We start from the raw sequence: 23,096 nt of genomic DNA on the forward strand, positions 1-23,096 counted from the left end.
CATCTTCAGATTGGACGGGGTGCATTATGGAAAAGTCAACTTTCATCGGTATCGTACTCGGCCTTGCCGCCGTTCTCGTCGGCATGGTGCTCAAGGGAGCGCCGCTCCATAACCTGGCGAATCCGGCCGCCTTCATGATCATCATCGTCGGCACGTTCGCCTCCCTGTTCATCGGCTTCCCGATGAACGAGATCGCCAAATTTCCGACGCTGCTCAAGCTGACGTTCATCAACCCGAAGCTGGTCAGCCGCCAGGACCTCATCACGATGTTCGCGGATTGGGCAAGCATCACGCGCCGCGAAGGCTTGCTCGCCCTGGAGGCGAAGGTCGAGGAGATCGAGGATCCGTTCCTGAAGAACGGCATGCGCATGGTCATCGACGGCAACGATCAGGACTTCGTCCGCGACGTGCTGCTCGAGGACATCAGCGCGATGGAGGAGCGCCACAAGGCCGGCGCCCTGCTGTTCACGCAGGCCGGCACCTACGCGCCGACGCTCGGCGTGCTCGGGGCCGTCGTCGGCCTGATCGCCGCCCTGTCGGACATGAGCGACATGAACAAGCTCGCGCATGCGATCGCAGGCGCCTTCATCGCGACGCTGCTCGGCATTTTCACCGGCTATGTGCTCTGGCATCCGATCGCCAACAAGCTCAAGCGCATCTCCAAGCGCGAATCGCAGGTCAAGCTGATGATGGTCGAAGGCCTGCTCTCGATCCAGTCCGGCGTCTCCACGATCGCCATCAACCAAAAGCTGTCCGTCTACCTCTCGCCTAAAGAGCGCCTCCAAATGCAGGAATCGAAAGAAGGGAAGCTGATTGAGCAAGAAGCATAAGCACGAGGAGCACGAAGAGCATGTGGACGAATCCTGGCTCATCCCTTACGCCGACCTGCTGACGCTGCTGCTGGCGCTGTTCATCGTCCTGTACGCCTCCAGCAGCGTCGACGCCAAGAAGTTCGAGGAGATGAGCCGCGCGTTCAACATCGCTCTGAGCGGCGGCAACGGCGTGCTCGAGAGCTACAAGTCGATCGACAAGGAGGGCATGGTCGCCGACGAGAAGACCAAGGAGCAGAGCTCCAAGGACGCGCAGTCGGAGAGCACGACGACCTCCCAGCAAGTGAATGCCGCGAACCTGGACAAAGCGATGCAGGAGCTCATGCGCCAGGAGCAGGAGGATCTCGAGAAGCTGAAGAAGCAGGTCGACCAGTACATCGAGGACAAGGGCCTGACGACCTCGCTCGAGACGAAGCTCAACCAGTCCCGTCTCATGATCACGATCAGCGACAAAGCCCTGTTCCCGTCCGGCAGCGCCACGATCAAGCCGGAGGCCGAGCAGCTCGGCACGTACATCTCCGGCATCCTGCAGAAGTATCCGAACTACGAGGTGATGGTGTCGGGCCATACGGACAATCAGCCGATCTCCAACGCCCAGTTCCGCTCCAACTGGGATCTGAGCACGATGCGCGCCGTCCGCTTCATGGACGTGCTGCTGCATAACGACAAGCTCGATCCGAAGCGCTTCAGCGCGGTCGGCAACGGCGAGTACGAGCCGGTCGCGAGCAACGACACTGCCGCCGGACGGGCCAAAAACCGCCGCGTCGAGGTGTCGATCATCCGCAACTACGGCCAGCCTTCGGCCGCGCAGATGATTTCCGCCGGCTTCAAATGATCGGCTCGGCAAAAAGCCCCGCTTTTCCTGTCGCACAGGGAAAGCGGGGCTTTTTTTGATGCTCTCTTCTCGCGCGTCTTCACGATCGGCGCGGGGAGAACGGCCGGCCGCGCGACCGGTCCGCGACCGGTCCGCGAACGCCGCGGCCAGCTAGCCGGTTACGTGCCGGGACGCCCGGCAGGCGGCGACGGCTCGTAGCTCAGCTCCGAGAACAGCTCCTGCAGCTCCTCGCGGGTCAGGTCGCGCCATTTGCCGGACGGCAGGCTGCCGAGCGTGATGTTCATGATGCGCACGCGCTGCAGCCGGCGCACCCGGTAGCCGAAGGCGCTGCACATGCGCCGGATCTGCCGGTTCTTGCCTTCGGTGAGCACGATGCGGAACACCCGCTCGCTGACGCGCGTCACTTGGCAGGGCAGCGTCATGCCGCCAAGGATGCGCACGCCCTCGCTCATTCCTTTGAGGAAGGACGGCGTCACCGGCCGGTCGATCGTGACGATATATTCCTTTTCATGCTTGCCTTCCGCCCGGAGGACGCGGTTGACGATGTCGCCGTCGTTGGTCATGAGGATGAGGCCCTCGGAGTCCTTGTCCAGCCGTCCAATCGGAAAGATCCGCTCCTGATGCCCGACGAAGTCGACGATGTTGCCCTCGACATGCAGCTCCGTCGTCGACGTGATGCCGACCGGCTTGTGCAGGGCGATGTACACATGGCGGCTGTGCGTCGACAGCAGCTCGCCCTTTACCCGCACCTCGTCGCCCGCCTCCACCTGGCTGCCGAGCAGCGCCGTCTCGCCGTTGATCGTGACCTCTCCGCCGCTGACCAGCTTGTCCGCCTCCCGGCGGGAGCAGTAGCCGGTCTCGCTAATCCACTTGTTGATACGCACCTTGCAGACACCCCGTCTTCTACGCGGTCCGGCATCGCCGGCGCCGCTGCTGATGGCTTGATTGTACCATATTTCTACTCCGCTTCACCCTGGTAAGCCGGCAAAAGCACCGTCACCGACGTGCCCTCGCCAAGCTTGCTCGCGATCCGCATGCTTCCCTTATGCGATTGGATGATCCGCTGGCTGACCATGATGCCGAGGCCGGTTCCCGTCTCCTTGGCGGTGAAGAACGGATCGCCGATGCGGGGAATGATGTCCTCGGGTATGCCGACGCCTTCATCGGTGATGCAGATCGCGACCTCCCCTTCATGGGGATGGTCGATGTCGAACGTGACGTTGCCGCCGGCCGGCATCGCTTCGATCGCATTTTTGATGATGTTGATGAACACCTGCTTGAGCTGGTTCTCCTCGCAGGAGACGAGGCATGGCTCGCGGGTGAAGCGGGTGTGGAAGACGGCATTTTTGAGATGGCCCTCGCTGTCGAGCAGCGAGATGACGTCGCCGAGCACGTAGCGCACGTCCTTCACCTGGAACCGCGCCGCCTGCGGCTTGGCCAGGATGAGGAATTCGCCGACGATCAGGTTGATTCGGTCGAGCTCCGCCAGCATGATGTCGTTATGGCGCAGGCTCAGCTTGCCCGTCTCCTGCTGCAGCTGGAGGAAGCCGCGCAGCGTCGTGAGCGGATTGCGGATCTCATGCGCCACGCCGGCCGCGAGCTGGCCTACCGTCGTCAGCTTTTCCGAGCGGAGCAGCAGCTCCTCCATCTGCGAGCGGGAGGAGATGTCGCGCACGACGCTCACAAAGCCCCATGCCTCGCCCTGCGCGTCCCGCAGCGCGTTCAGCGAGCAGCTGACGCGGATATACGTGCCGCAGCGATGCCTCCACTCCTCCTCCGCGGGAGGCAGCAGCTCTCCGCTCACGAGCCGGGCGAGCTCCGCCTCCTCGTAGACGCTGTGCTGCGGATGCACGAGCTCGCGGATGTCCTTGCACAGCGCCTCCTCCTCCGTGTAGCCGAACATCTGGCAGAAGGCGCGGTTCACCTTGAGCAGGCGGAAGTCCAGGCCGATGATGACGATCGAATCGGCCGTATTCTGGATGATCGACTCCAGCTGATCCTTGATCCGCTCGTTCTCTTCGGAAGCCGCCCGCAGCTCCCCGGTATGGCGGAGCAGGTTATGGGACATGACCTTGACGCGCTGCGCGAGCTGCGACAGCTCGTCCCGTCCCTCCGCCTCGAGCGGCGTATCGAAGCGGCCTTCGGCCACGTCGCCGACCTTGCGCACGATCGCGCGCAGCGGACGGAGCACGGAACGGATGATGAGCCAAATGAGGCCCATCAGCACGAGGAATATGCCGGCGGCGCCGATCAGCTCGTTGCGGGCATGGATTCCGGACAGATGGTCGATATCGATGCGCTCCACGGCGAGGCTGATCCGGTAGGGGACGCCGTCCAGCGCGAACGGATAGCTGGTGCGCATGATATCCGTGTCCGGCACCTCGGCTTGCGCCATCGCCTGCGCGCTCTCGCGAAGCAAGCGCTTGCCCGTCTCGTCGTCAAAATAGCCGCTGGTCCCTTCGACCAGCAGCGGAGCGCCGCCGTCCTCCATGCGCCAGATGCCGATTTCGAGAATTTGCGGCTCGTATTGGACGATGAGCGGCAGCAGCTCTTCGGGCGTCCTGCCCGGGCTGGCCGAAGCGCCTTCCGACCGATAGGTCGAAAAGAGCTTCACGGTCTGATCCGCAACGCTTTTCGTGAAGCGCTCGTATTGGCGCGCCAGCTCCTTGCGGATCAGCACGTCGCTGAAAGCGAGATGAAACAGAAGCATGAGGCCGACCAGCAACGAAATGAACAGGGACAGCTTCGTTTTCAACGTCACCGCCGGATACACATCCTTTGTCGTCCGCGTCTCTTTCGATCATACCATAATTATCGAACCGCCCGATATTCGCCGACAGAAGCAAAAGACTCAAAAGCTAGCGGGACTCCAAACGGCCCTTCCATCCCCATGTGGATGATTTATAAACAGAACTATCCCCAGTCCGAGCAAGTTATCCCCATAATTACGGCGTTTTCCACAGGGGAGTCGTGGATAGATGGAAAGAAGATTCAAACAATTTATCGTTATCCACAATCTTGTGCACAACATGTTAACAAAAGAATGTTTGTTCGGGGCATAATTCGACAAATTATGACGATCCCGATTCGCTCTTGCGGCGCTCGTTTCGAGTCTTGGAAAGCTGGAGAAGGCTTTTCCACAATTGTTGTGCATAATCGGGCGGAGTTGCATTGCGGCTGCGGATCAGGCACAATGGAGCCAAACTTTACGCGGCCGCTGGCGGCCGCATCAAGGCAGGGATGAAAGCTTGCAGCATCGAGAAGAAGACGAGCGCTGGATGAGGGAAGCGATCGCCGAGGCCCGCAAGGCCGAAGCGATCGGAGAAGTGCCGATCGGCGCGGTCGTCGTGCGCGGAGGAGAGATCATCGGCCGGGGCTTCAACCGCCGCGAGACCGGGCTCGATCCGACCGCCCATGCCGAAATGCTGGCGATCCGCGAGGCGAGCGAGGCGCTCGGCGCGTGGCGGCTGCTGGAATGCACGCTGTACGTCACGCTGGAGCCTTGCCCGATGTGCGCCGGAGCGATCGTGCAAGGAAGGGTGCCACGCGTCGTCTACGGAACGCCGGATCCGAAGGCCGGCTGCGCCGGCACGCTGATGAACCTGCTGCAGGAGCCGCGCTTCAATCATGAGGCGGCGCTCGTGTCGGGCGTCCTGCAGGAAGAATGCGCCTCTCTGCTGACCGATTTTTTCCGGCGGCTACGCCAAATGAAAAAATCAAGCCCCTCGTAAGCGCAACAAAGGCCTCTGCCGATCCGAGCGACGGAATCCCACCTTCGCTCTCCCCGGTCAGAGGCCTTTTTTCATCTGCTTTTCCAGTCTCTGCTCACGTTGACGCTGCTGGAGTTCCACGATCAAGCCATCCGCTTCCTCGCTGATCGCGAGCACCACCGGATCCGTCAGGCTTCCTTTCGCCTCGGCCGCCTCGTACAGCTTCTTCCTCAGATCCTGCAAGCGCTCCAGCATTTCCTTTTTTTCCATCAATGGCCCAGCTACGCTCCTCGCCTCGGGTCGCCCCTCGTCATGTAGCTCTTATTATACCCCGTATGGCGGAAGCTTGTTTGTAGGAACTTGTCGACGGTTTCCAAGAAAATGAGCGAAATAATCGACAATGGCAGAGGGATTTTCGATCTATTTACCTAATTTATAGGACTTTTATCCCACAACTCTCGGGACCACGATGATCAGAACAATCAGTGCAAGGAGGAACAGCCAAGCAAGCGGATGGGCCCAGTTGAGCGTGAATCCGATGCCGGACCGCTTCTCCACGAACACGGACGCGTCGTTCCGATTCCAGTAAAAGGCGCCGAGCTTCCAGTTGGCGTCCTCGCCGGGAACCGGTGCATCCCGGCGGCCGCGGCCGAGCCGCATCATGCCGAATGCCGAACCGCCGGCGAGCAGCAGCGGCACGAGGCCGATCGCGCCGATCCAGACGCCATCCTGCCCTCCGCTGCCGTACAGCATGAACGCTTGGGTAGCGCCCATGAAGACGAGGATGCCGAGGCCGAGCAGCAGCATGAGCATCGACATGCCGCGGCGGTAGCGGACCTGCTGGTCGCGGTGCTCTTGCGGCGCCCCCGGGGCGAGCCTGAGCCGCGCCGCGCCGATCGTATAGTTCGCGAACAGGAACGCCGCCAGCACGGTGAGCTGCGCGAGATTCAGTCCGAACACCGCCCCCGGAGACTTCGGCTCGATCCGGTCCGGCAAGCCCTGAGCGTTGTAGTGCAGAATGACGGGATCGACGATCCGGTCGTAAAAGAGCGCCGCCGCTCCGGCGGAGATGGCGATGACGAGCAGATGCGGCAGGAACCAAAGCAGCGGATACGCAAGCCGCTGCCGGCTGCGGATCGTCAGGTCGGCCGCCCCCCGGCTCTCCTCCTCCTCCGCCCAGCCCCGCTCCTCCTTGAGCCGCGTCGTCCTGCCGTGGCTGAGCACGAACCAGCCTCCGGCCGCCGCGAGCTGCAGCAGCAGGGCGGCTACCGGCAGCGCGCTCGTCCAGACGCTCAATTCCTCCTCGGACCCGCCGCCGTTCAGCACGGCGAGGGCGGCCGCGATGGCAGCGATGAGCGCCGACAGGCCGAAGACGCCGGAGCGGTAGCTGCGTTTCAAGCGAAGCACCTCGGGATCGCTTTCTCGGCCGGCCGGCAGCGCCACGCCGAACAGGATGTTGCTCGGCGCCAGCGACGGCTGCAGCAGCGTAGCGCCCGTCGTGAGGGCATAAGTCCCCCCCAGCACGAGCCATGCGGCGAGTTCATTCGTCATGATGGATCCTCTCCTTTCAAGCTGCGGTACGCCGAGCGGCATTGCTCGACGAATTCCTCCTCCTCCATGCTGCGGCAGACCGACTCGGCGGCCAAGGAGCGCAGCTGCCGGCTCATCATGGCCCGGAATTCCGGCGTCGCCGGCACGGAACCGAGCGGCTGCACGACTGCGCCCTTCTGGCGATGGATCTGCACGTAGCCTTCCTGCTTGAGCCGCTGGTACGTCTTGTTGACCGTATGCAGATTGATGCTCAGGTCACCGGCGAGGCTGCGCACGGACGGCAGGCTGTCGCCTGAAGTCAGAGAGCCGTCCGCGATGCCCCGTACGATCTCGTCGTACAGCTGGCTATACAGCGGCAGCTCGGACTCGTAGTCGAGCGTGACGATCATCGAGAATCACCCCTCATTCCATTTGTTATATATTAAGTATAACAGATATTCAATGCATACCGCAACCCGTCGTTCTAGCGGCTTGTCCCTCCTCATACAATGGAGCATCGAGCAGAATCGGAAGGAGGAAAGCCGTGACGGATCGGACCAGATCGGGCGGACGCGACCGGCGTCCCGAAGCGGCCGGCAGCTTCGAAGGATGGGTGTATTGCCTGGACAGCGGCCGGCTGCAGCCGGCAGGCGAAGGACATTACGTCTTCCGCACCGGATTCCGCACCTGCGGTGGCGTCGTCTATCCGGTCGCCGTCCGCCGGCGCAGCCTGCGGGGGCCGCATCTCATCCTCTCCTCCTGAAGCCGGCGACGGGGGAGAGAGCGGTGATCGGGGCAGGAGAGGCAGCGCGTTCGGTTGCATCGTCCGGCGGAAGCGTGCTATATTGGTTCTGATGCGCGCCCGTAGCTCAGCAGGATAGAGCAACAGTTTCCTAAACTGCAGGTCGTACGTTCGAATCGTATCGGGCGCGCCATTCACCAATTCAATCGGACGGGAGCTGGAGAGCACATGTAGAATTTCTTGCAAGTCGGAAAGTCAGCCCGCGTTTTTCGCGTGGTTCTTTTTGACGGGCAAGAAAGCTGCATTCCTCTTCGGCTACCCGTGTCAACATGGGAGTCGGCCCTTTATGGAGCCGATTCTTTTTTTCTGCATCTTCATGCGGGCTGCGGGAAGGGGAAGGCACCTTTCTTGCAGCCTATTTTTCATGGATGCAGGAGGGTGAACCATTCGATGTCCTTAATTCAGGTTACGAACCTTACTTTCGCCTACGACGGCAGCTACGATCCCATATTCGAAAAGGCCAGCTTCCAGCTCGACACCGACTGGAAGCTCGGCTTCACCGGCCGCAACGGCCGGGGCAAGACGACCTTCCTCCGGCTGCTGCTCGGAGAGCTCGACTACGCCGGCCAGATTTCCGCGGACGTGGAGTTCGACTACTTCCCGTTCCCCGTCGACCAGCCGTCGGATCAGACGCTGGACGTCATCGACCGGCTCGTCCCGGACTATGCCTACTGGGAGCTGAAGCGCGAGCTGACGCTGCTGCGGGTGGACGAGGACACGCTTTATCGGCCGTTCGAGACGCTGTCCAGCGGCGAGCAGACCAAGGTGCTGCTGGCGGCGCTTTTCCTCAAGGACAACCGCTTCCTGCTCATCGACGAGCCGACCAACCATCTCGACGCGGAGGGCCGCCAGCTCGTCAGCGACTATCTCCGATCCAAGAAGGGCTTCATCCTCGTCTCCCATGACCGGGCCTTCCTGGACAACTGCATCGACCATGTCCTCTCCATCCAGAAGAACAAAATCGATGTCCAGAAGGGCAGCTTCTCCTCGTGGTGGGAGAACAAGCAGCGCGAGGACCAGTTCGAGCTCGGAGAGAACGAGAAGCTGCAGAAGGAGATCAAGCGGCTGACCGACGCTTCCCGCCGGACGCGGGAATGGTCGCATGCGGTGGAGAAGAGCAAAAACGGCACGACGAACTCCGGCTCCAAGCTCGACAAGGGCTATGTCGGCCACAAGGCCGCCAAGATGATGAAGCGCTCCCTGACGGCGGAGCGGCGGCGGCAATCGTCCGCGGACGAAAAGGCGAAGCTGCTCAAAAACGTCGAGAGCGCCGACAGCCTGAGCCTGTCGCAGCTGAGCTATCATCGCGACCGGCTCGTCGAGGCCGTCGACCTGTCGATCCGCTACGGCGGCCAGGCGGTGTGCTCCGGCGTGCGCTTCGACATCGCGCAGGGGGACCGCGCCGCCATCACGGGCCGCAACGGGTCCGGCAAGTCGAGCCTGCTGCGGCTCGTCTGCGGCGAGCCCGTGCCCCATGAAGGCGCGCTCCGCATCGGCAGCCAGCTGAAGATCTCCTATGTGTCGCAGGACACCTCCCGTCTGCAGGGCGATCTGACGAGCTACGCCCGCTCCTGGGGCATCGACGAGAGCCTGTTCAAGGCGATCCTGCGCAAGCTCGACTTCCCCCGCACGCAGTTCGACAAGGATATCTCGTCCTACAGCGGCGGCCAGAAGAAGAAGGTGCTGATCGCGCGCAGTCTGTGCGAGCCGGCGCATCTGCATGTGTGGGATGAGCCGCTCAACTTCATCGACGTCATCTCCCGCATGCAGATCGAGGAGCTGCTGCTTCAGCATGAGCCGACGCTGCTGTTCGTCGAGCATGACCGCGAGTTCAGCCGGGCGGTCGCGACGAAAACGATCGAGCTGTAAGCTTTTTTCTCCTTGATCTGGAATATCGAGACGTTCCTTCCGTTATAAGGAGTAGGAAGCATCAACTTGAGAGGAAGTGGCGGCATGGGGTTGTTTGACGGATTGATGGGCAATGCATCCGAGCTGAATCCGGCCGACGTGCAGCGGGAGTTCCAGCATATGCTCGCCCGCAACGAGCGGGTCGAGAAGGGCTACAAGCTGATCCGCGACATGTTCATCTTCACCGATCGTCGGCTCATTCTGGTCGACAAGCAGGGCCTTACCGGCAAAAAGACGGAGTATCACTCGTATGCGTACAAGAGCATCACGCATTTCTCCATCGAGACTGCCGGTCATTTCGATCTGGACGCGGAGCTGAAATTCTGGGTGTCGGGGAACCCGAGCCCCGTCACCAAGACGTTCAACAAATCGCTCAACATTTACGAGCTGCAGAGCGTGCTGGCCGAATTCGTCTGCAAGTGAACGGAGAGCCTCCTTGGCGGGGCTCTTTTTTCTTTACAGCTTTTTCGCGTTGTGATATTATCATTTATGCTAAATTGATGTTTTCGAGACGTGGCTCAGCTTGGTAGAGCGCTTGCTTCGGGAGCAAGAGGTCGCAGGTTCAAATCCTGTCGTCTCGACCATATTTCTTCGATACCGCCCCGCTGTCGCCGACAGCGGGGCTTTTTGCATCCTTTTTCCGCCAGGCGTCGTATGTTCCGGACCGGAAGTTTATAATAGAACCATAGACTCAGCATAGAAAGGCGGACGGATATGGGCATTTTCGACTTTCTCAAAGGGCAATTCATCGAGGTCATCGAGTGGCTGGACGGCACGGGAGACATGGTCTACCGCTTCCCCGTCTACGACAATGCGATCAAAATGGGCGCGAAGCTCGTCGTACGCGAATCCCAGGCCGCGATCTTCGTCAACGAAGGCCAGATCGCCGATGTGTTCGGCCCCGGCACCTACACGCTGAGCACGCAGAACCTGCCGGTGCTGACGGCGCTGCGCTCGTGGAAATACGGCTTCAACTCGCCGTTCAAGGCGGATGTCTACTTCGTCAGCACGCGCAATTTCACCCAGCTCAAGTGGGGCACGACGAATCCGGTGCTGATGCGCGACGCCGAGTTCGGCATGGTGCGCCTGCGCGGCTACGGCACGTATGCGCTGCGCGTCGGCGATCCGGCGCTGTTCCTGAAGGAGATCTTCGGCACGCAGGCGAGCTTCTCGGCCGAGTCGATCGCCGGCTACCTCAAGTCGCTCATCGTCTCCGGCGTCAGCGACCTGCTCGGCGAATCCCGCATTCCCGCGATCGACCTCGCCGCCTCCTACGACGAGCTCGGCCAGACGGCCGCCGCGAAGCTGCAGCCCCGCTTCGCCGCCATGGGCCTCAGCCTGACGGCGCTCACGGTGGAGAACCTGTCTCTCCCCGAGGAGGTGGAAAAGGCCGTCGACCGCCGCTCGTCGATGGGCGTCGTCGGCAATCTCGACACCTACCTCAAGTACCAGTCCGCCGAAGCGGTGCGCGAAGCGGCGAACAATCCCGGCGGCGACGCGGGAGCCGGCATCGGCCTCGGCGCCGGCATGGCGATGGGCCAGGCGCTCGGACGGGCGCTCGCCGGACAGGGCGAGCCCGCAGCCGCGGACAACGCTGCGGCCTCCGCGCCAGGCGCAGCCGGAGCGGCCGCGCGCAGCGACGGCCCGCCGTCCGGCGGCCAGCCCGCACGCGGCGGCGAAGCGCAGGCCAAGAAGTTCTGCTCCGAATGCGGGCAGCCGCTCGCTCCCGGCGCGAAGTTCTGCTCGAACTGCGGGACCAAGGTGTAGCGCGCCATGGAGGAGCAAGCCATCGCCAAGGACGCGATCCGCTTCCCCTGCTCGAGCTGCGGCGGTCCGATGCTGTTCGACGCCGACACGCAGCAGCTCAAATGCGCCTACTGCGGCCGGCTGCAGGACATCGAGGCGGACGGTTCGGCGCCGATCGAGCATGCGCTGGACGGCGACGAGGACGGCGCCTCGACGGACTGGGGCCTCGAGCAGGTCGCGGTGCGCTGCGGCAGCTGCGGCGGCGAGAGCTTGATCCCGGCGCAGCAGACGGCGGCGATCTGTCCGTTCTGCGGCTCGCCCAAGGTGCTCCCGCATGCGCAGGAGCAGCTGATCCGCCCCGAGTCGCTCATTCCCTTCCGCATCGACCGGGACGACGCGGCCGCATCCTTCCGCGCCTGGAAGAAGAAGCGCTGGTTCCTGCCGAACGCCTTCAAAAAAGAAAACACGGCGGTCCAGCTCTCCGGCATCTACATCCCCTACTGGACCTACGACGCCGACACCGCCTCCTCCTACAGCGCGCGGCGCGGCGACTACCACTACCGCTCGGTCACGCGAACGCGGGTTGTCGACGGCAAGACGCAGACGTATACGGAGATGGAGCGCTACACGGTATGGAGGTCGGTCAGCGGCCGTTACGACCGCTTCTTCAACGACGTGCTCATTCCCGCATCCGGCCATTATGACGCGCAGCTGCTCGACCGGCTCGGCAACTTCCGGCTGGACGGCCTGCTCGGCTACAAGCCCGACTACTTGAGCGGGTACATCGCCGAGCGCTATTCGGTCGGCCGCGACCAAGGCTGGGAGCGGGCCCGCCGGCGCATCGACGCCATGCTGGAGGACGACATCCGCTCAGAGATCGGCGGCGACGAGATCAGCGGCCTGAGCATCGGCACCCAGGTGGCGGGCCGCACCTACAAGCATCTGCTGCTCCCGGTCTGGAACGCCGCCTATACGTACCGCGGCAAGCCGTTCCGCTTCATGGTCAACGGCCAGACCGGCCTCGTCTCCGGCGAGGCGCCGCGCAGCCCGTGGAAGATCGGCTTTTTCACGCTCGCCTGCCTGGCGGTCGCTGCCGCCATCGCGTGGTTCGTCATGCAGCAGCAAGGTTAGCTCCGGTTCGAATCGTATCCGGCCTATTCGTTCCCATTCGGCGCAGCTGCGCCGATCCGCATCCGCTGCGGACCGCAAAAAAGCGCCCGCCCTCTCCGGAGGGCAGGCGCTTCTTTGTGCTTTATTGGGCCAAGGAGGGCTCCCGTTCGGCTGAACGAACCGGCAACGAACCGGCACCCGCGGATGGCGATGCCGCTATCAGCGGGTTGGAGGGGCCGCCGCGCCGAGCGCTTCGGCGAGCTTGTCGACCGGCTGCGCGTCCGCGGGAATCTCCTGCGTGAACGCGGCCGGCTCATTCAGCTTGCTGTACGTCGTCGCGCCGCTCAGAACGGCCTTGAACGAGGCCGCGCCCCGCGGATCCGTGTAGGAGACGTTCAGGTCCAAGCTCTGGTAAGCCAGCTTGCCGTCCTTGATCGCGCCGATGAGCTTGACCTGCTCCAGCTTGAGCTGCTCGCGCAGCTGCTTAGACAGCTCGGAGTTCGGATCGGCCAGCTCCTTGCGGCTCGCCTCGGCCTCGGCCTTGTCCAGGCCGAGCGCCTGCAGATAGGCTTCGTTCGCCAGCACGACGTCGAGCACCGCCGGCAGCGCCTGCTCGGCCACGACGGCCATCGCCTGCTCGCCGCTCGCGCCGTCCGCCTGGAACTGCACGATAGAGTCCGCCTCCAGCCCTTGGGGCAGATTCGCTTCCTCCGGCTTCAGGCTCTTGAAGTAGGTCTTCTCCTCGAACGGCTTCATGAAAGCCGCTCCCGCCTCCAGCATGAGCCGCTGCTGGACCGACGGATCGAGCTTCTGCATCGGCTCGCCCTTCTCGCTGGCGAGCTTGTCGGCATCAATGACGACGTACTTGCCGGCCAGCTCCGACGGGATGAGATTCGGCACCTGGATGTATACCTTGTCGCCCGTCATGATCATCGGCAGCGTCAGCTCCATCGGCGCCGACGGCAGCGTCAGCTTGACGGTCGCGTCTGTCCGCATCGGCTCCCGCTGGTAGATGCCGTCCATCTGAATCGTCATCCCCTTGGCCAGCTCCGCCATCAAGCCCGACAGATCCGGCTGGCCCTCCGGCTTCGCCGGCTCATCGGCGGCCGGCTGCGGCAGCTGAAGCTCCTTGAACGTCGCGGTCGACTGGAACGCGTACGAGCCAGCCGCGCTCAGCCCGGCAAGCGCCTGCTCCAGCTCCGCCTTCGGCGAAGCCTCTTCCCCCGTGCAGCCGGCGACCGCGAGCAGCGCGGCAGCGCCGAGCCCGGCAGCGGCAAGCTTCAAGGGGCGTGTCATGAACTTCAATGCATTTCCTCCTCTATCTCATTCCCATGCTCGTGAACCGACTCTCTGTATTCTACCATCGCCCGCGGCCGTTGAATAAGAGCGAGAACAAGACGGCCTGCTTTTCGCGATACGAATAACCTCCAGTATAGCAAATAAAGCCGCTCCCCTCAAAAGGGAAACGGCTCCAATCCGATCGCGGGGTCAGTCGGTCAGCCGCCTTCCGGATTATGATGATCGACATGATTCCGGTTTTTGACCTTCTTGCTGCCGGAAAGAGGCTGCTGCGGCTGTCCATGATCATGCCCCTGGCGGGAGGCCTTGCGGTCCTCGTCGGGGTTCGGGACAGGAATGCTGTCTGGCTTGCTCATGCGCGCGTCTCCTCCTTTCGTGCATTGTGAATGGAATCAAACCGAGCGGCTCAGCTCAGCGGATGATCCAGGTCGGTTTCGTTTTCATGGTTCAGATGGTCCTGGTGGCGCCGATCCTCGGTCTGCCGCTGAAGCTGGTTCGCATGATGAGCGTTGACCGGCTCCTGCTCCAGATCCTTCACGACGTTCTGCAGGTTCTTGTCCACGGCGCTTTTATTTTTGGTCATCGCTCGCTCTCCTCCCGCTACGCTTTGGTCAGGCGATGCAGAGCCTGCGCGCATTCATGCAGATGGCGGCGATAGTCGGCCACCTGCTGCTGCACGAGCTCCTTGCGCTCGTCGATCGTCTTTTTGGCTTCGTCCACATCAATGAGGCTGATCTCCACCTCGCGGCTGTCCACATAGGTCACCTTGAAGTCGTACGAATACATCTGATGCCCTGCCCCGTAAATCGTAACGCGGAGCGAGCGGTCATCCGCCTCGTCCTCGAATACCTCGCAGCGATCGGTCTCGTTCAAGACCGTCGGCAGCGTCTCCCGCCAGGCCTGCGCCAGCCGGGCCTGATCCAGCTTCAGCTCGTCAACTTTGCTCATGGTCGCCTTCCACCTCCATTCCCTAGGGTGCGACCGGATCAAGGTTTCTATGCTTGGCGGGTGCTGGAACCGCCGCTCCATTTATGCAAAAAACCGATCCCTCTTCAGGGATCGGTCGATTTTTCCGTATGGCGGAGAGAGTGGGATTCGCTCCGTCGCACAGCGCCTAACCGGCACTGATCATGCTCCTATCACGCCTGGGCCTACAAACACGATGTGTTTGCTTTACGGCCCGTTCGAATCCCACCTCGCCCTACGCAAAAAACCGATCCCTCTTCAGGGATCGGTCGATTTTTCCGTATGGCGGAGAGAGTGGGATTCGAACCCACGTGGGCTTGCACCCTAACGGTTTTCAAGACCGCCCCGTTATGACCGCTTCGGTATCTCTCCTCAAGGCAGTTACCCGAGCATTGTACCATAGGGCACTTGTCTCAGGCAACCGGCCCCGAACGGAAAGCTAGCCGCGCGGACCGATCTTTTCGATGCCGCCCATGTAAGAACGGAGCACCTCCGGCACGACGATCGTGCCGTCCGCTTGCTGGTAGTTCTCCAGCACGGCTGCGACCGTACGGCCGACCGCGAGGCCCGAGCCGTTGAGCGTATGCACGAACTCCGGCTTGCTCTTGGCGTCGCGGCGGAACCGGATGCCGGCCCGGCGCGCCTGGAAGTCCTCGCAGTTGGAGCACGACGAGATCTCGCGGTACGTGCCGGCGCTCGGCAGCCACACCTCCAGATCGTACGTCTTCGCCGCGGAAAAGCCCATGTCGCCCGTGCACAGCTGCAGCACGCGATAAGGCAGGCCGAGCAGCTGCAGGACGCGCTCGGCATTTTGCGTCATCGACTCAAGCTCGTCGTACGACTCCTCGGGCTTGGCGAGCTTGACCAGCTCGACCTTGTTGAACTGATGCTGGCGGATCAGGCCGCGCGTATCGCGTCCGGCCGCTCCCGCCTCGCTGCGGAAGCAGGCGCTGAACGCGACGAAGCGCTTCGGCAGCTCCTCGGCCGTCAGAATCTCCTCGCGGTGAAGGTTCGTCACCGATACCTCCGCCGTCGGAATGAGGTAGTAGTCGCTGTCCGTCAGCTTGAACAGATCCTCCTCGAACTTCGGCAGCTGGCCGGTGCCCACGAGGCTGTCGCGGTTGACGATCTGCGGCGGCAGCACTTCGGAATAGCCGTGCTGGTCGCTGTGCAGATCCATCATGAAGTTGAGCAGCGCGCGCTCGAGCCGCGCCCCGAGACCCGTGTAGAACACGAAGCGGGAGCCCGTCACCTTGGCGGCGCGCTCGAAGTCGAGCAGCCCAAGGCTCTCGGCGAGATCCCAGTGGGCCTTCGGCTCGAAGTCCAGCGCTGCCGGCTCCCCATGACGGCGGATCTCGACGTTGTCTTCCTCGCCTCCGCCGACCGGCACCGATTCATGCGGCAAGTTCGGCACGGCCAGCACGATCGCTTCCATCTCCTCGTCGAGAACGCGCAGCTCTTCGTCCAGCTCCTTGATCCGGTCGCCGACCTCGCGCATCTCGATGATCAGCGCTTCGGCGTCGCCGCCGCTTTTCTTGAGCTTGGCCACTTCCTGGGACACCGTGTTGCGGCGGGCCTTGAGCGTTTCGCCTTCCTGGATGATCGAGCGGCGCTTGGCATCCAGCTCGGGGAAGGCGCTGATCAGCTCCAGCGGCTTTTTGCGGTCGTTCAAGGCCTGAGCGACGCGGTCGTATTCGTTGCGAAGCAGTTTGAGATCCAGCACGAGACGTCTCACCTTTCTTTATGGGGAAATAACGGAAGGAAGGGCGGACGGTCAGCCCGTTCGCCCTGTCGCTTCCTTTGTTATGCTTGCGTCTTGGCCGCTGCCGCCTCACGGACCATGTCCGCGAAGTAGGCATGCAGCCGGTAATCGTCGGTCAGCTCCGGATGGAACGACGCTGCGAGCAGCGAGCCTTCGCGGGCCGCGACGATTTCGTCTTTGTATACCGAAAGCACGTCCACGCCTGGACCGACGCGGCCGATCAGCGGCGCGCGGATGAATACGGCGCGAATCGGCTCGTCGATGCCCTTGATGTCGAGCTCCGTCTCGAAGCTTTCCCGCTGACGGCCGAAGGCGTTGCGGACGACCGTCATGTCCATGAGGCCGAGATGGGCCTCCTCGCCGCCTTCGATTTCCTTGGCGAGGACGATCAGCCCCGCGCAGGTGCCGAACAAGGGCTTGCCCTGGGCATGGAACTGCCGGATCGCCTCGATGAAGCCGTACTTGCGCATCAGCTTGCCGATTGTCGTGCTCTCGCCGCCAGGAATGACCAGTCCGTCCAGCGCCTCCAGCTCTTCCGGACGCTTGACCGGAACGGCCTCCGCTCCGGCGGACTGAAGGCTGTGGATATGCTCGGCCACAGCGCCTTGCAGCGCCAGGACGCCAATTTTAGGGGCCATGAAGCGATTACCAGCCGCGGTCGGACATGCGCTCATGCGACGCCAGCTTGGAGATCTCGATGCCTTTCATCGGCGCGCCCAGGTTTTTGGACACTTCCGCGATCAGCTTGTAGTCGGTGTAGTGGGTCGTCGCCTCGACGATCGCGCGGGCGAAGCGCTCCGGATTGTCGGACTTGAAGATGCCGGAGCCGACGAAGACGCCGTCTGCGCCCAGATGCATCATGAGGGCGGCATCGGATGGCGTCGCTACGCCGCCAGCGGCGAAGTTGACGACCGGCAGCTTGCCCGTCTCATGCACGTTCAGCAGCAGCTCGTACGGCACGCCGAGATTTTTCGCTTCCGCGTACAACTCGTCCTTGGACAGGCTTTGCACCTTGCGGATCTGGCCCGTGATCAGGCGCATATGACGCACGGCTTCGACGATGTTGCCCGTTCCCGGCTCGCCCTTCGTGCGCATCATGGACGCGCCTTCCTGGATGCGGCGAAGCGCCTCGCCCAGATCCTTGGCGCCGCATACGAACGGCACGGTGAATTCGCGCTTGTCGATGTGGAACACCTCATCGGCAGGCGTGAGCACTTCGCTCTCGTCGATGTAGTCCGCTCCCAGCGCTTCCAGCACGCGCGCCTCGACGTAGTGACCGATACGGGCTTTGGCCATGACCGGGATGGAGACGACCTTCATGACTTCCTCAAGGACGGTCGGATCCGCCATGCGGGCGACGCCGCCGGCCGCGCGGATATCGGAAGGCACGCGCTCAAGCGCCATGACCGCCGTAGCGCCGGCCGCCTCCGCGATTTTCGCTTGCTCCGCATTCATGACGTCCATGATGACGCCGCCTTTTTGCATTTCTGCCATGCCGCGCTTGACGCGCGATGTACCTGTCTCCAACATTCCCATTTCCTCCTATAGTCTGATCAATCCGAGCGGATTATCCGAGCATGATTATCCCAAATTCTATCATCATTCCCCTTGGCGGGACAACATCTTAAAACAAATTCACGATGCCTTTGAACAAGCCGGAGAAGAACTCTCCGATGCCGCGCATCATGAGCGAGAACCAGCCCGCCTTCTCGACGTCCTCAGTCGCGACCAGATTGAGCTGCTTCGTCACGACCGAGCCGGACTCCGGATCCTTGAACTCGTACGTGACGGTGCCGATCTTCTGTCCGACCTTGACCGGCGCGACGAGCTCTCCGTCCGCCGGCAGGCTCGTCGAGGATACGACCGCCTGCGGCGTCGAGCCCTTCTTGACCATGAGCGAGAAATCCGATTCGGTCGCGATCGCTACGGTCTTGCTCTTGCCTTTGGCTAGTTTAACCGTTTCGGCCGATTCTACGACGGACTTGGGCTGCACGATCGTCTTGCGCTCCAGGTTGGTGAACGCCCAGTCGTAAAGCTTGCGCGTCTCGAGGAACCGCTTGCCCTTGTTCTTGGTGCCGTATACGACGCTGATCAGACGCGTGTCGCCGCGCTTGACGGTGCCGGTGAAGCAATAGCCGGCCGCGCTCAGGTAGCCCGTCTTCATGCCGTCCACTCCGTCATACGTATACTGGGCAAAGTTCGCATTGCCCTTGTTGCCCTCGAGCATCCAGTCGTTGTTGATCATCGGCTTGTCGTCCCGCTCGCGGAACTTGATGGAAGGAATCTTGGAATAGTCCAGAAACTCCGGATGCTCCTTGAGGATCGTCATCGCCAGCTTGGCCGTGTCCTTGGCTGCGATCAGAGTCGTATCGAGCAGGCCGGTCGAGCTGGTGAAGGTCGCCGTCGTCAGTCCGATCTCCTGCGCCGTGGCGTTCATCATCTCCACGAAGCCCGCCTCGCTGCCGCCGAGCTGCGTCGCCAGCGCGACCGTAGCATCGTTGGCCGAAGCGACGGACATCGCCGTATAAAGCTCCTTGACCGTATGCGTATCGCCTTCGGCCAGGTAGATCTGCGAGCCGTCTGCCGGCGTGCTTGCCGCTTCCTTGCTGACGGAAACCTCCTGCTCCCAGCTGAGCTTGCCTTCCTTGATCGCCTTGAGCACCATGTACTCGGTCATCATCTTGGTCATGCTCGCCGGCGGGAGCGGCTTGTCGATGTTGTAGCTGTACAGCAGCTGCCCCGTATCCGCGTCGATGACGATCGCGGCGCTCACCGCCAGATCAAGCGGATTCGAGCTCGGGTTCTTGTCCGGATAGCTTGGAATCGTTGCAGGCGCGGTGGCTGCGGGCGCATCGGCTGCGGACGCCGCGTTCGTTGCCGTATTGGTAGTCGCTGCCGCATAGGCAGCTGGAATCGTCGAAGTCGCCGCGCAGGATCCTGCGAGCAGGGAGGCCGCCATGATAGCGGAGATGACCGGCTTTGCGAGCGCCGGAGCCAATCTTGCTTTCAACGTTTATTCTCTCCTTCACATGGGTTTGTCCAGCCCTTATTGTACCATACCGTCAACGAGACAGGGGATGTTTTTGCTTCGCCCTACGGCCCCTCGATCCCGCAAGACGCAAAAAAACAGGCCGCGCTGGCGGCCTGCCGTTGTAGAAGAAGCGGTTCCGGCGAGCTTCCTCTCGCTTAGAGCGAGTAGTTCGGAGCTTCCTTGGTGATCTGGACATCATGCGGATGGCTCTCGCGCAGACCGGCGCCCGTGATGCGGATGAACGACGTGTCGTTCTTCAGCTCCTCGATCGTCGCCGTACCGCAATAGCCCATGCCCGCGCGCAGGCCGCCGATCAGCTGATGGACCGTATCGGCCAGAGGTCCCTTGTACGGGAGACGCCCTTCGATGCCTTCCGGCACGAGCTTGTTCTCGTTCTCTTGGAAATAGCGGTCCTTGCTGCCTTCCTTCATCGCGCCGAGCGAGCCCATGCCGCGATAGACCTTGAACCGGCGGCCTTGATAAATCTCCGATTCGCCCGGGCTTTCTTCCGTTCCGGCGAACAGGCTGCCGATCATGATCGCGCTCGCTCCAGCGGCGATCGCCTTGGTGATGTCGCCGGAATATTTGATGCCGCCGTCTGCGATGACCGGCACTCCATATTCGCGGGCAACCGTCGCGCAGTCATAGATCGCCGTGATCTGCGGCACGCCGATGCCGGCGATGACGCGGGTCGTGCAGATCGAGCCGGGTCCGATGCCGACCTTGACGACAGAGGCGCCTGCTTCGATCAGGTCGCGCGTCGCCTCGCCGGTCGCCACGTTGCCCGCGATGATCGTCAGCTCCGGATATTGGCCTCTGAGCGTGCGGACCATCTCGATGATATTGATATGATGACCGTGCGCGGAGTCTACGACCAGCACGTCGATCCCCGCCTTGACGAGGGCTTCTGCGCGCTCCAGCGAATCCTTGGATACGCCGATCGCGGCTCCGCAGAGCAGCCGTCCTTGCTTGTCCTTTGCCGCTTTCGGGAACTGGATCGCCTTCTCGATGTCCTTGATCGTGATGAGGCCCTTGAGCGTGTTCGTCTCGTCGACGAGCGGCAGCTTCTCGATCTTATGCTTCTGCAGCAGCACCTCGGCCTCCTGCAGCGTCGTGCCGACCGGAGCGGTGACCAGCTCCTCGCGCGTCATGACGTCGCTGATCTTCATGGAGTAATCGTGTACGAATCGAAGGTCGCGGTTCGTCAGGATGCCGACCAGCTTGCCTGCATCATCGACGATAGGAACGCCCGAGATCCGGTATTTGCCCATAAGCTCCTCGGCGTCATAGACATGATGCTCCGGCGTCAGGGAGAACGGATTGGTGATGACGCCGCTCTCGGACCGCTTGACCCGATCGACCTCTTCCGCCTGCTGGGCCACGCTCATGTTCTTATGAATGATGCCGATGCCGCCCTCGCGAGCCAGCGCGATCGCGAGCGCCGCCTCCGTCACGGTGTCCATGCCCGCGCTGATGAGCGGAATGTTGAGCTTGACTGACTCGCTCAGTCGCGTACCGATCTCCACTTCCCGAGGAAGCACTTCCGAGCGGCGGGGGACAAGCAGAACATCGTCGAAGGTAAGGCCTTCCTTAGCGAATTTCGTTTCCCACACGAATGATTTCCTCCTAATTCTTATGGCTTGCCGAATATATTATTGACCATCTTAGCAGAGGGGTCTAGGGCTGTCAAGGCAAGGAAAATCCTGCTTTCATAAGGATTTTCAAGCCTTTCCGGCACCGATTCGGACCGTTTTCGCGAGCCTTTAGGAGGAGGCTCCGGCCGGCTTGGCCGGCATCGGATACAGGCATTTCGGACTCCAGAGCAGATACTCCTTGACGCCCGCATCCTGCGCTGCGCGAATCTGCTCCCGCAGCTCCGCCTCTCCGTACACCCGGTGCGGATGAAGCCAGGTCGCCGTAAAGCTCTGCAGCCAAGGACGGATCGCAGCCGGCTGCGTCCCTCCTTGCAGCAGATGGCGGTTGCGCGCCGAAGCATCCGTCATCGCTTTATGAATGACTTCGAATGGACTCAGGTCCGGCTCTGCGATGCCGTACATCCCCGGCGAATAATGGGAAGGATACACCATCGGCGAGATCGAGTCCACGCGCGAAGCGACGGTGCGCCAGGACTGGCCGATGCCCATATCGTCCGGGGAAGAGGTCACGAGTCCAAAAACATCGGCCGAAACCTTCGCTCCTGTGCGATGGATCGCATCCGCGGCTTGTCCGAGAAAAGCGCCGATCGCCTCGCTCTTCGCTCCCGCGCCGGCTCCGTAGTCGAGCTTCGCCTCCGTCGCAGCGCCGTTGGCGGGGAAGCGGACATAGTCGAACTGAATCTCGTCGAATCCAAGCTCGGCCGCTTCCTTGGCGATAGCGATGTTGTAGCTCCATACTTCCTTGCGGTGAGGATTGATCCAAGCCTTGCGCTTCGCGTCCCGCCACACCTTCCCGTTCTTCTGGTGAATCGCCCAATCGGGCACTTTGCTCGCCAGCAGCGCGTCCTTGAATACGACCTGCCGCCCGATGACATACACGCCGGCTCGATGCAGCTGCTCGACCAGCGCTTTCGGATCGTCGATCAACGGCCTGCTGTCGGTGCCTAGCCGCTTCGCTAGCTTGACCTGGGAAGCATAGGTCATCAAGCCGTAGTCATCCTTGATGTCGATGACCATCGCATTCAGCTCGGTGCGGGCGACCAGCTCCATCAAACGCCCCATCGCCCGTCTGCTGCCTGCGGCGTAGCCGGACACATAGATGCCTCTTACCGGCTCTTCCCGCTTTGTCGCAGACGCTCTGGCCGGCGTCTCGACCGCTGCCGCCAGCTCTACGTCCGCCGGGGGCGAAGCTCGCCAGACGCCAGGCAACGAAGAAGGTACGGCCGCACCTTGCGCGTTTCGTTCCAGAACAGACGGCACGCTATTGGGCCGACCCTGCTCTTTCTCAGGACTGGTTCCATCCAGCCCCCCTTGCGAGCAGCTGGCCATCAGCAGCGCAGCAGCGGCTGCCAGTCCAATCTCCCGGCCTTTCCTGCGGCCCTTTTGCATGACGCTCCCTCCTTGAACCCATCGGTGAACGTAGTATGGACTTTATTCCCTTTAAAAACCCCATTGCTCCAGCTCCAGAAAATGATGGCAACAAGTTCAGGTCGGAACGAAGGCATGCTTGGTTCGTCCCGTTCCGGTTTATGCCCCAAATGCAAAAAGCCGCCGCATCCGAAGATGCGGCGGCTCGTGGTTGCAAGTGCTTGGCGACGTCCTACTCTCCCAGGACCCTGCGGTCCAAGTACCATCGGCGCTGGAAGGCTTAACGGTCGTGTTCGGGATGGGTACGCGTGGTTCCCTTCCGCCATCGCCACCAAACGTCCTGCTTGCTCAAGGCGTAGGCTTGCGCCCTGAAAACTGGATCGAACGAAATGCCGTGCTGACCGGCTGGTTCTTGCTAAGTAGGATAAGCCCTCGACCGATTAGTACTCGTCAGCTGCACACGTTGCCGCGCTTCCACCTCGAGCCTATCGACCTGGTCGTCTTCCAGGGGTCTTACATACTGGGAAATCTCATCTTGAGGGGG

General features: G+C 62.1%; 23 protein-coding genes, 3 tRNA genes and 2 rRNA genes. 10 read left to right on the plus strand and 18 right to left on the minus strand.

What is annotated here, in order from left to right; all coding sequences use genetic code 11:
• The first annotated feature begins 26 nt into the window (after positions 1–26).
• Together motA and motB are read left to right on the plus strand one after the other, a co-directional pair.
• On the plus strand, positions 27–830 hold the full coding sequence (gene motA, locus H582_RS0124940) for a flagellar motor stator protein MotA (RefSeq protein WP_028600719.1): 804 nt from the start codon (positions 27–29) through the stop codon (positions 828–830).
• Entirely contained in the window at positions 814–1,665 is an 852-nt protein-coding gene (motB, locus tag H582_RS0124945; protein WP_028600720.1) for a flagellar motor protein MotB, read from the plus strand. The genes motA and motB overlap by 17 nt, the downstream gene beginning before the upstream one ends.
• A gap of 158 nt (positions 1,666–1,823) precedes the next feature.
• Here motB and rluF read toward each other — a convergent pair whose 3' ends face one another.
• Both rluF and H582_RS0124955 read right to left on the minus strand, forming a co-directional pair.
• Positions 1,824–2,549 (minus strand): 23S rRNA pseudouridine(2604) synthase RluF, encoded by a 726-nt coding sequence (gene rluF, locus H582_RS0124950; protein ID WP_028600721.1) that lies wholly within the window; start codon positions 2,547–2,549, stop codon positions 1,824–1,826.
• A gap of 74 nt (positions 2,550–2,623) precedes the next feature.
• Positions 2,624–4,426: an ATP-binding protein gene (locus tag H582_RS0124955; RefSeq protein ID WP_028600722.1), complete on the minus strand. Its 1,803-nt coding sequence runs from the start codon at positions 4,424–4,426 to the stop codon at positions 2,624–2,626.
• A 487-nt stretch (positions 4,427–4,913) separates the two neighbouring features.
• Here H582_RS0124955 and tadA point away from each other — a divergent pair, with 487 nt between their 5' ends.
• Positions 4,914–5,396, plus strand: coding sequence for a tRNA adenosine(34) deaminase TadA (tadA, locus tag H582_RS0124960; RefSeq protein ID WP_028600723.1), 483 nt, complete (start codon positions 4,914–4,916; stop codon positions 5,394–5,396).
• A 57-nt stretch (positions 5,397–5,453) separates the two neighbouring features.
• On the opposite strand, the gene H582_RS0124965 is transcribed toward tadA, so the two are convergent.
• The 3 genes from H582_RS0124965 to H582_RS0124975 form a co-directional block, all read right to left on the minus strand.
• Complete coding sequence (locus tag H582_RS0124965) at positions 5,454–5,645, minus strand: aspartyl-phosphate phosphatase Spo0E family protein (protein ID WP_028600724.1); 192 nt, start codon at positions 5,643–5,645, stop codon at positions 5,454–5,456.
• A gap of 174 nt (positions 5,646–5,819) precedes the next feature.
• Positions 5,820–6,926: a DUF5808 domain-containing protein gene (locus H582_RS0124970; RefSeq protein ID WP_028600725.1), complete on the minus strand. Its 1,107-nt coding sequence runs from the start codon at positions 6,924–6,926 to the stop codon at positions 5,820–5,822.
• A complete protein-coding gene (locus H582_RS0124975) occupies positions 6,923–7,315 on the minus strand; it encodes a GntR family transcriptional regulator (protein ID WP_028600726.1) in 393 nt (130 codons plus the stop codon). The genes H582_RS0124970 and H582_RS0124975 overlap by 4 nt, the downstream gene beginning before the upstream one ends.
• 134 nt (positions 7,316–7,449) lie before the next feature.
• On the opposite strand from H582_RS0124975, the gene H582_RS0124980 reads away from it, so the two are divergent.
• The 7 genes from H582_RS0124980 to H582_RS0125010 all read left to right on the plus strand — a co-directional run bounded on the left by H582_RS0124980 (position 7,450) and on the right by H582_RS0125010 (position 12,492).
• Entirely contained in the window at positions 7,450–7,668 is a 219-nt protein-coding gene (locus H582_RS0124980; RefSeq protein ID WP_028600727.1) for a hypothetical protein, read from the plus strand.
• A gap of 95 nt (positions 7,669–7,763) precedes the next feature.
• Positions 7,764–7,840 (plus strand) — tRNA-Arg (locus H582_RS0124985).
• A gap of 257 nt (positions 7,841–8,097) precedes the next feature.
• The gene (gene abc-f / locus H582_RS0124990) at positions 8,098–9,576 is read left to right on the plus strand and encodes a ribosomal protection-like ABC-F family protein (RefSeq protein WP_028600728.1); all 1,479 of its coding nucleotides are present in this window, start codon (positions 8,098–8,100) and stop codon (positions 9,574–9,576) included.
• Positions 9,577–9,660: 84 nt separating this feature from the next.
• Positions 9,661–10,038 (plus strand): PH domain-containing protein, encoded by a 378-nt coding sequence (locus tag H582_RS0124995; RefSeq protein ID WP_028600729.1) that lies wholly within the window; start codon positions 9,661–9,663, stop codon positions 10,036–10,038.
• Between the two features lie 84 nt (positions 10,039–10,122).
• A tRNA-Pro gene (locus H582_RS0125000) sits at positions 10,123–10,199 on the plus strand.
• 130 nt (positions 10,200–10,329) lie between these two features.
• Positions 10,330–11,382, plus strand: coding sequence for an SPFH domain-containing protein (locus H582_RS29590; RefSeq protein WP_043112063.1), 1,053 nt, complete (start codon positions 10,330–10,332; stop codon positions 11,380–11,382).
• Positions 11,383–11,388: 6 nt separating this feature from the next.
• Complete coding sequence (locus H582_RS0125010; protein WP_028600730.1) at positions 11,389–12,492, plus strand: hypothetical protein; 1,104 nt, start codon at positions 11,389–11,391, stop codon at positions 12,490–12,492.
• A gap of 198 nt (positions 12,493–12,690) precedes the next feature.
• Here the strand turns inward: H582_RS0125010 and H582_RS0125015 are convergent, their stop codons facing one another.
• The 13 genes from H582_RS0125015 to H582_RS0125075 form a co-directional block, all read right to left on the minus strand.
• Positions 12,691–13,776, minus strand: coding sequence for a hypothetical protein (locus H582_RS0125015; protein WP_127464406.1), 1,086 nt, complete (start codon positions 13,774–13,776; stop codon positions 12,691–12,693).
• Positions 13,777–13,967: 191 nt separating this feature from the next.
• Positions 13,968–14,126 (minus strand): small acid-soluble spore protein P, encoded by a 159-nt coding sequence (locus tag H582_RS0125020; RefSeq protein WP_028600732.1) that lies wholly within the window; start codon positions 14,124–14,126, stop codon positions 13,968–13,970.
• Positions 14,127–14,176: 50 nt separating this feature from the next.
• Positions 14,177–14,353, minus strand: coding sequence for a hypothetical protein (locus tag H582_RS32530; protein ID WP_164820126.1), 177 nt, complete (start codon positions 14,351–14,353; stop codon positions 14,177–14,179).
• Positions 14,354–14,370: 17 nt separating this feature from the next.
• Positions 14,371–14,718 carry a hypothetical protein gene (locus H582_RS0125030; RefSeq protein WP_028600733.1) on the minus strand — a complete coding sequence of 116 codons (348 nt, stop codon included), beginning with the start codon at positions 14,716–14,718 and terminating at the stop codon, positions 14,371–14,373.
• 301 nt (positions 14,719–15,019) lie between these two features.
• Positions 15,020–15,108: transfer RNA gene (locus H582_RS0125035), tRNA-Ser, on the minus strand.
• Between the two features lie 67 nt (positions 15,109–15,175).
• On the minus strand, positions 15,176–16,459 hold the full coding sequence (gene serS / locus H582_RS0125040) for a serine--tRNA ligase (protein ID WP_028600734.1): 1,284 nt from the start codon (positions 16,457–16,459) through the stop codon (positions 15,176–15,178).
• Between the two features lie 80 nt (positions 16,460–16,539).
• Positions 16,540–17,136 (minus strand): pyridoxal 5'-phosphate synthase glutaminase subunit PdxT, encoded by a 597-nt coding sequence (gene pdxT / locus H582_RS0125045; RefSeq protein WP_028600735.1) that lies wholly within the window; start codon positions 17,134–17,136, stop codon positions 16,540–16,542.
• Between the two features lie 7 nt (positions 17,137–17,143).
• Complete coding sequence (gene pdxS, locus H582_RS0125050) at positions 17,144–18,028, minus strand: pyridoxal 5'-phosphate synthase lyase subunit PdxS (protein ID WP_205621437.1); 885 nt, start codon at positions 18,026–18,028, stop codon at positions 17,144–17,146.
• Positions 18,029–18,122: 94 nt separating this feature from the next.
• Positions 18,123–19,508 (minus strand): D-alanyl-D-alanine carboxypeptidase family protein, encoded by a 1,386-nt coding sequence (locus H582_RS0125055; RefSeq protein ID WP_028600737.1) that lies wholly within the window; start codon positions 19,506–19,508, stop codon positions 18,123–18,125.
• A 176-nt stretch (positions 19,509–19,684) separates the two neighbouring features.
• Entirely contained in the window at positions 19,685–21,142 is a 1,458-nt protein-coding gene (guaB, locus tag H582_RS0125060) for an IMP dehydrogenase (protein WP_028600738.1), read from the minus strand.
• 150 nt (positions 21,143–21,292) lie between these two features.
• Positions 21,293–22,573: a putative glycoside hydrolase gene (locus H582_RS29595; RefSeq protein ID WP_052333664.1), complete on the minus strand. Its 1,281-nt coding sequence runs from the start codon at positions 22,571–22,573 to the stop codon at positions 21,293–21,295.
• Positions 22,574–22,771: 198 nt separating this feature from the next.
• A 5S ribosomal RNA gene (rrf, locus tag H582_RS0125070) occupies positions 22,772–22,888 on the minus strand.
• 84 nt (positions 22,889–22,972) lie between these two features.
• Positions 22,973–23,096, minus strand: a 23S ribosomal RNA gene (locus H582_RS0125075); the annotation flags it as partial.

The sequence above is a fragment of the Paenibacillus pasadenensis DSM 19293 genome, assembly GCF_000422485.1.
GTDB lineage: Bacteria > Bacillota > Bacilli > Paenibacillales > Paenibacillaceae > Paenibacillus_O > Paenibacillus_O pasadenensis.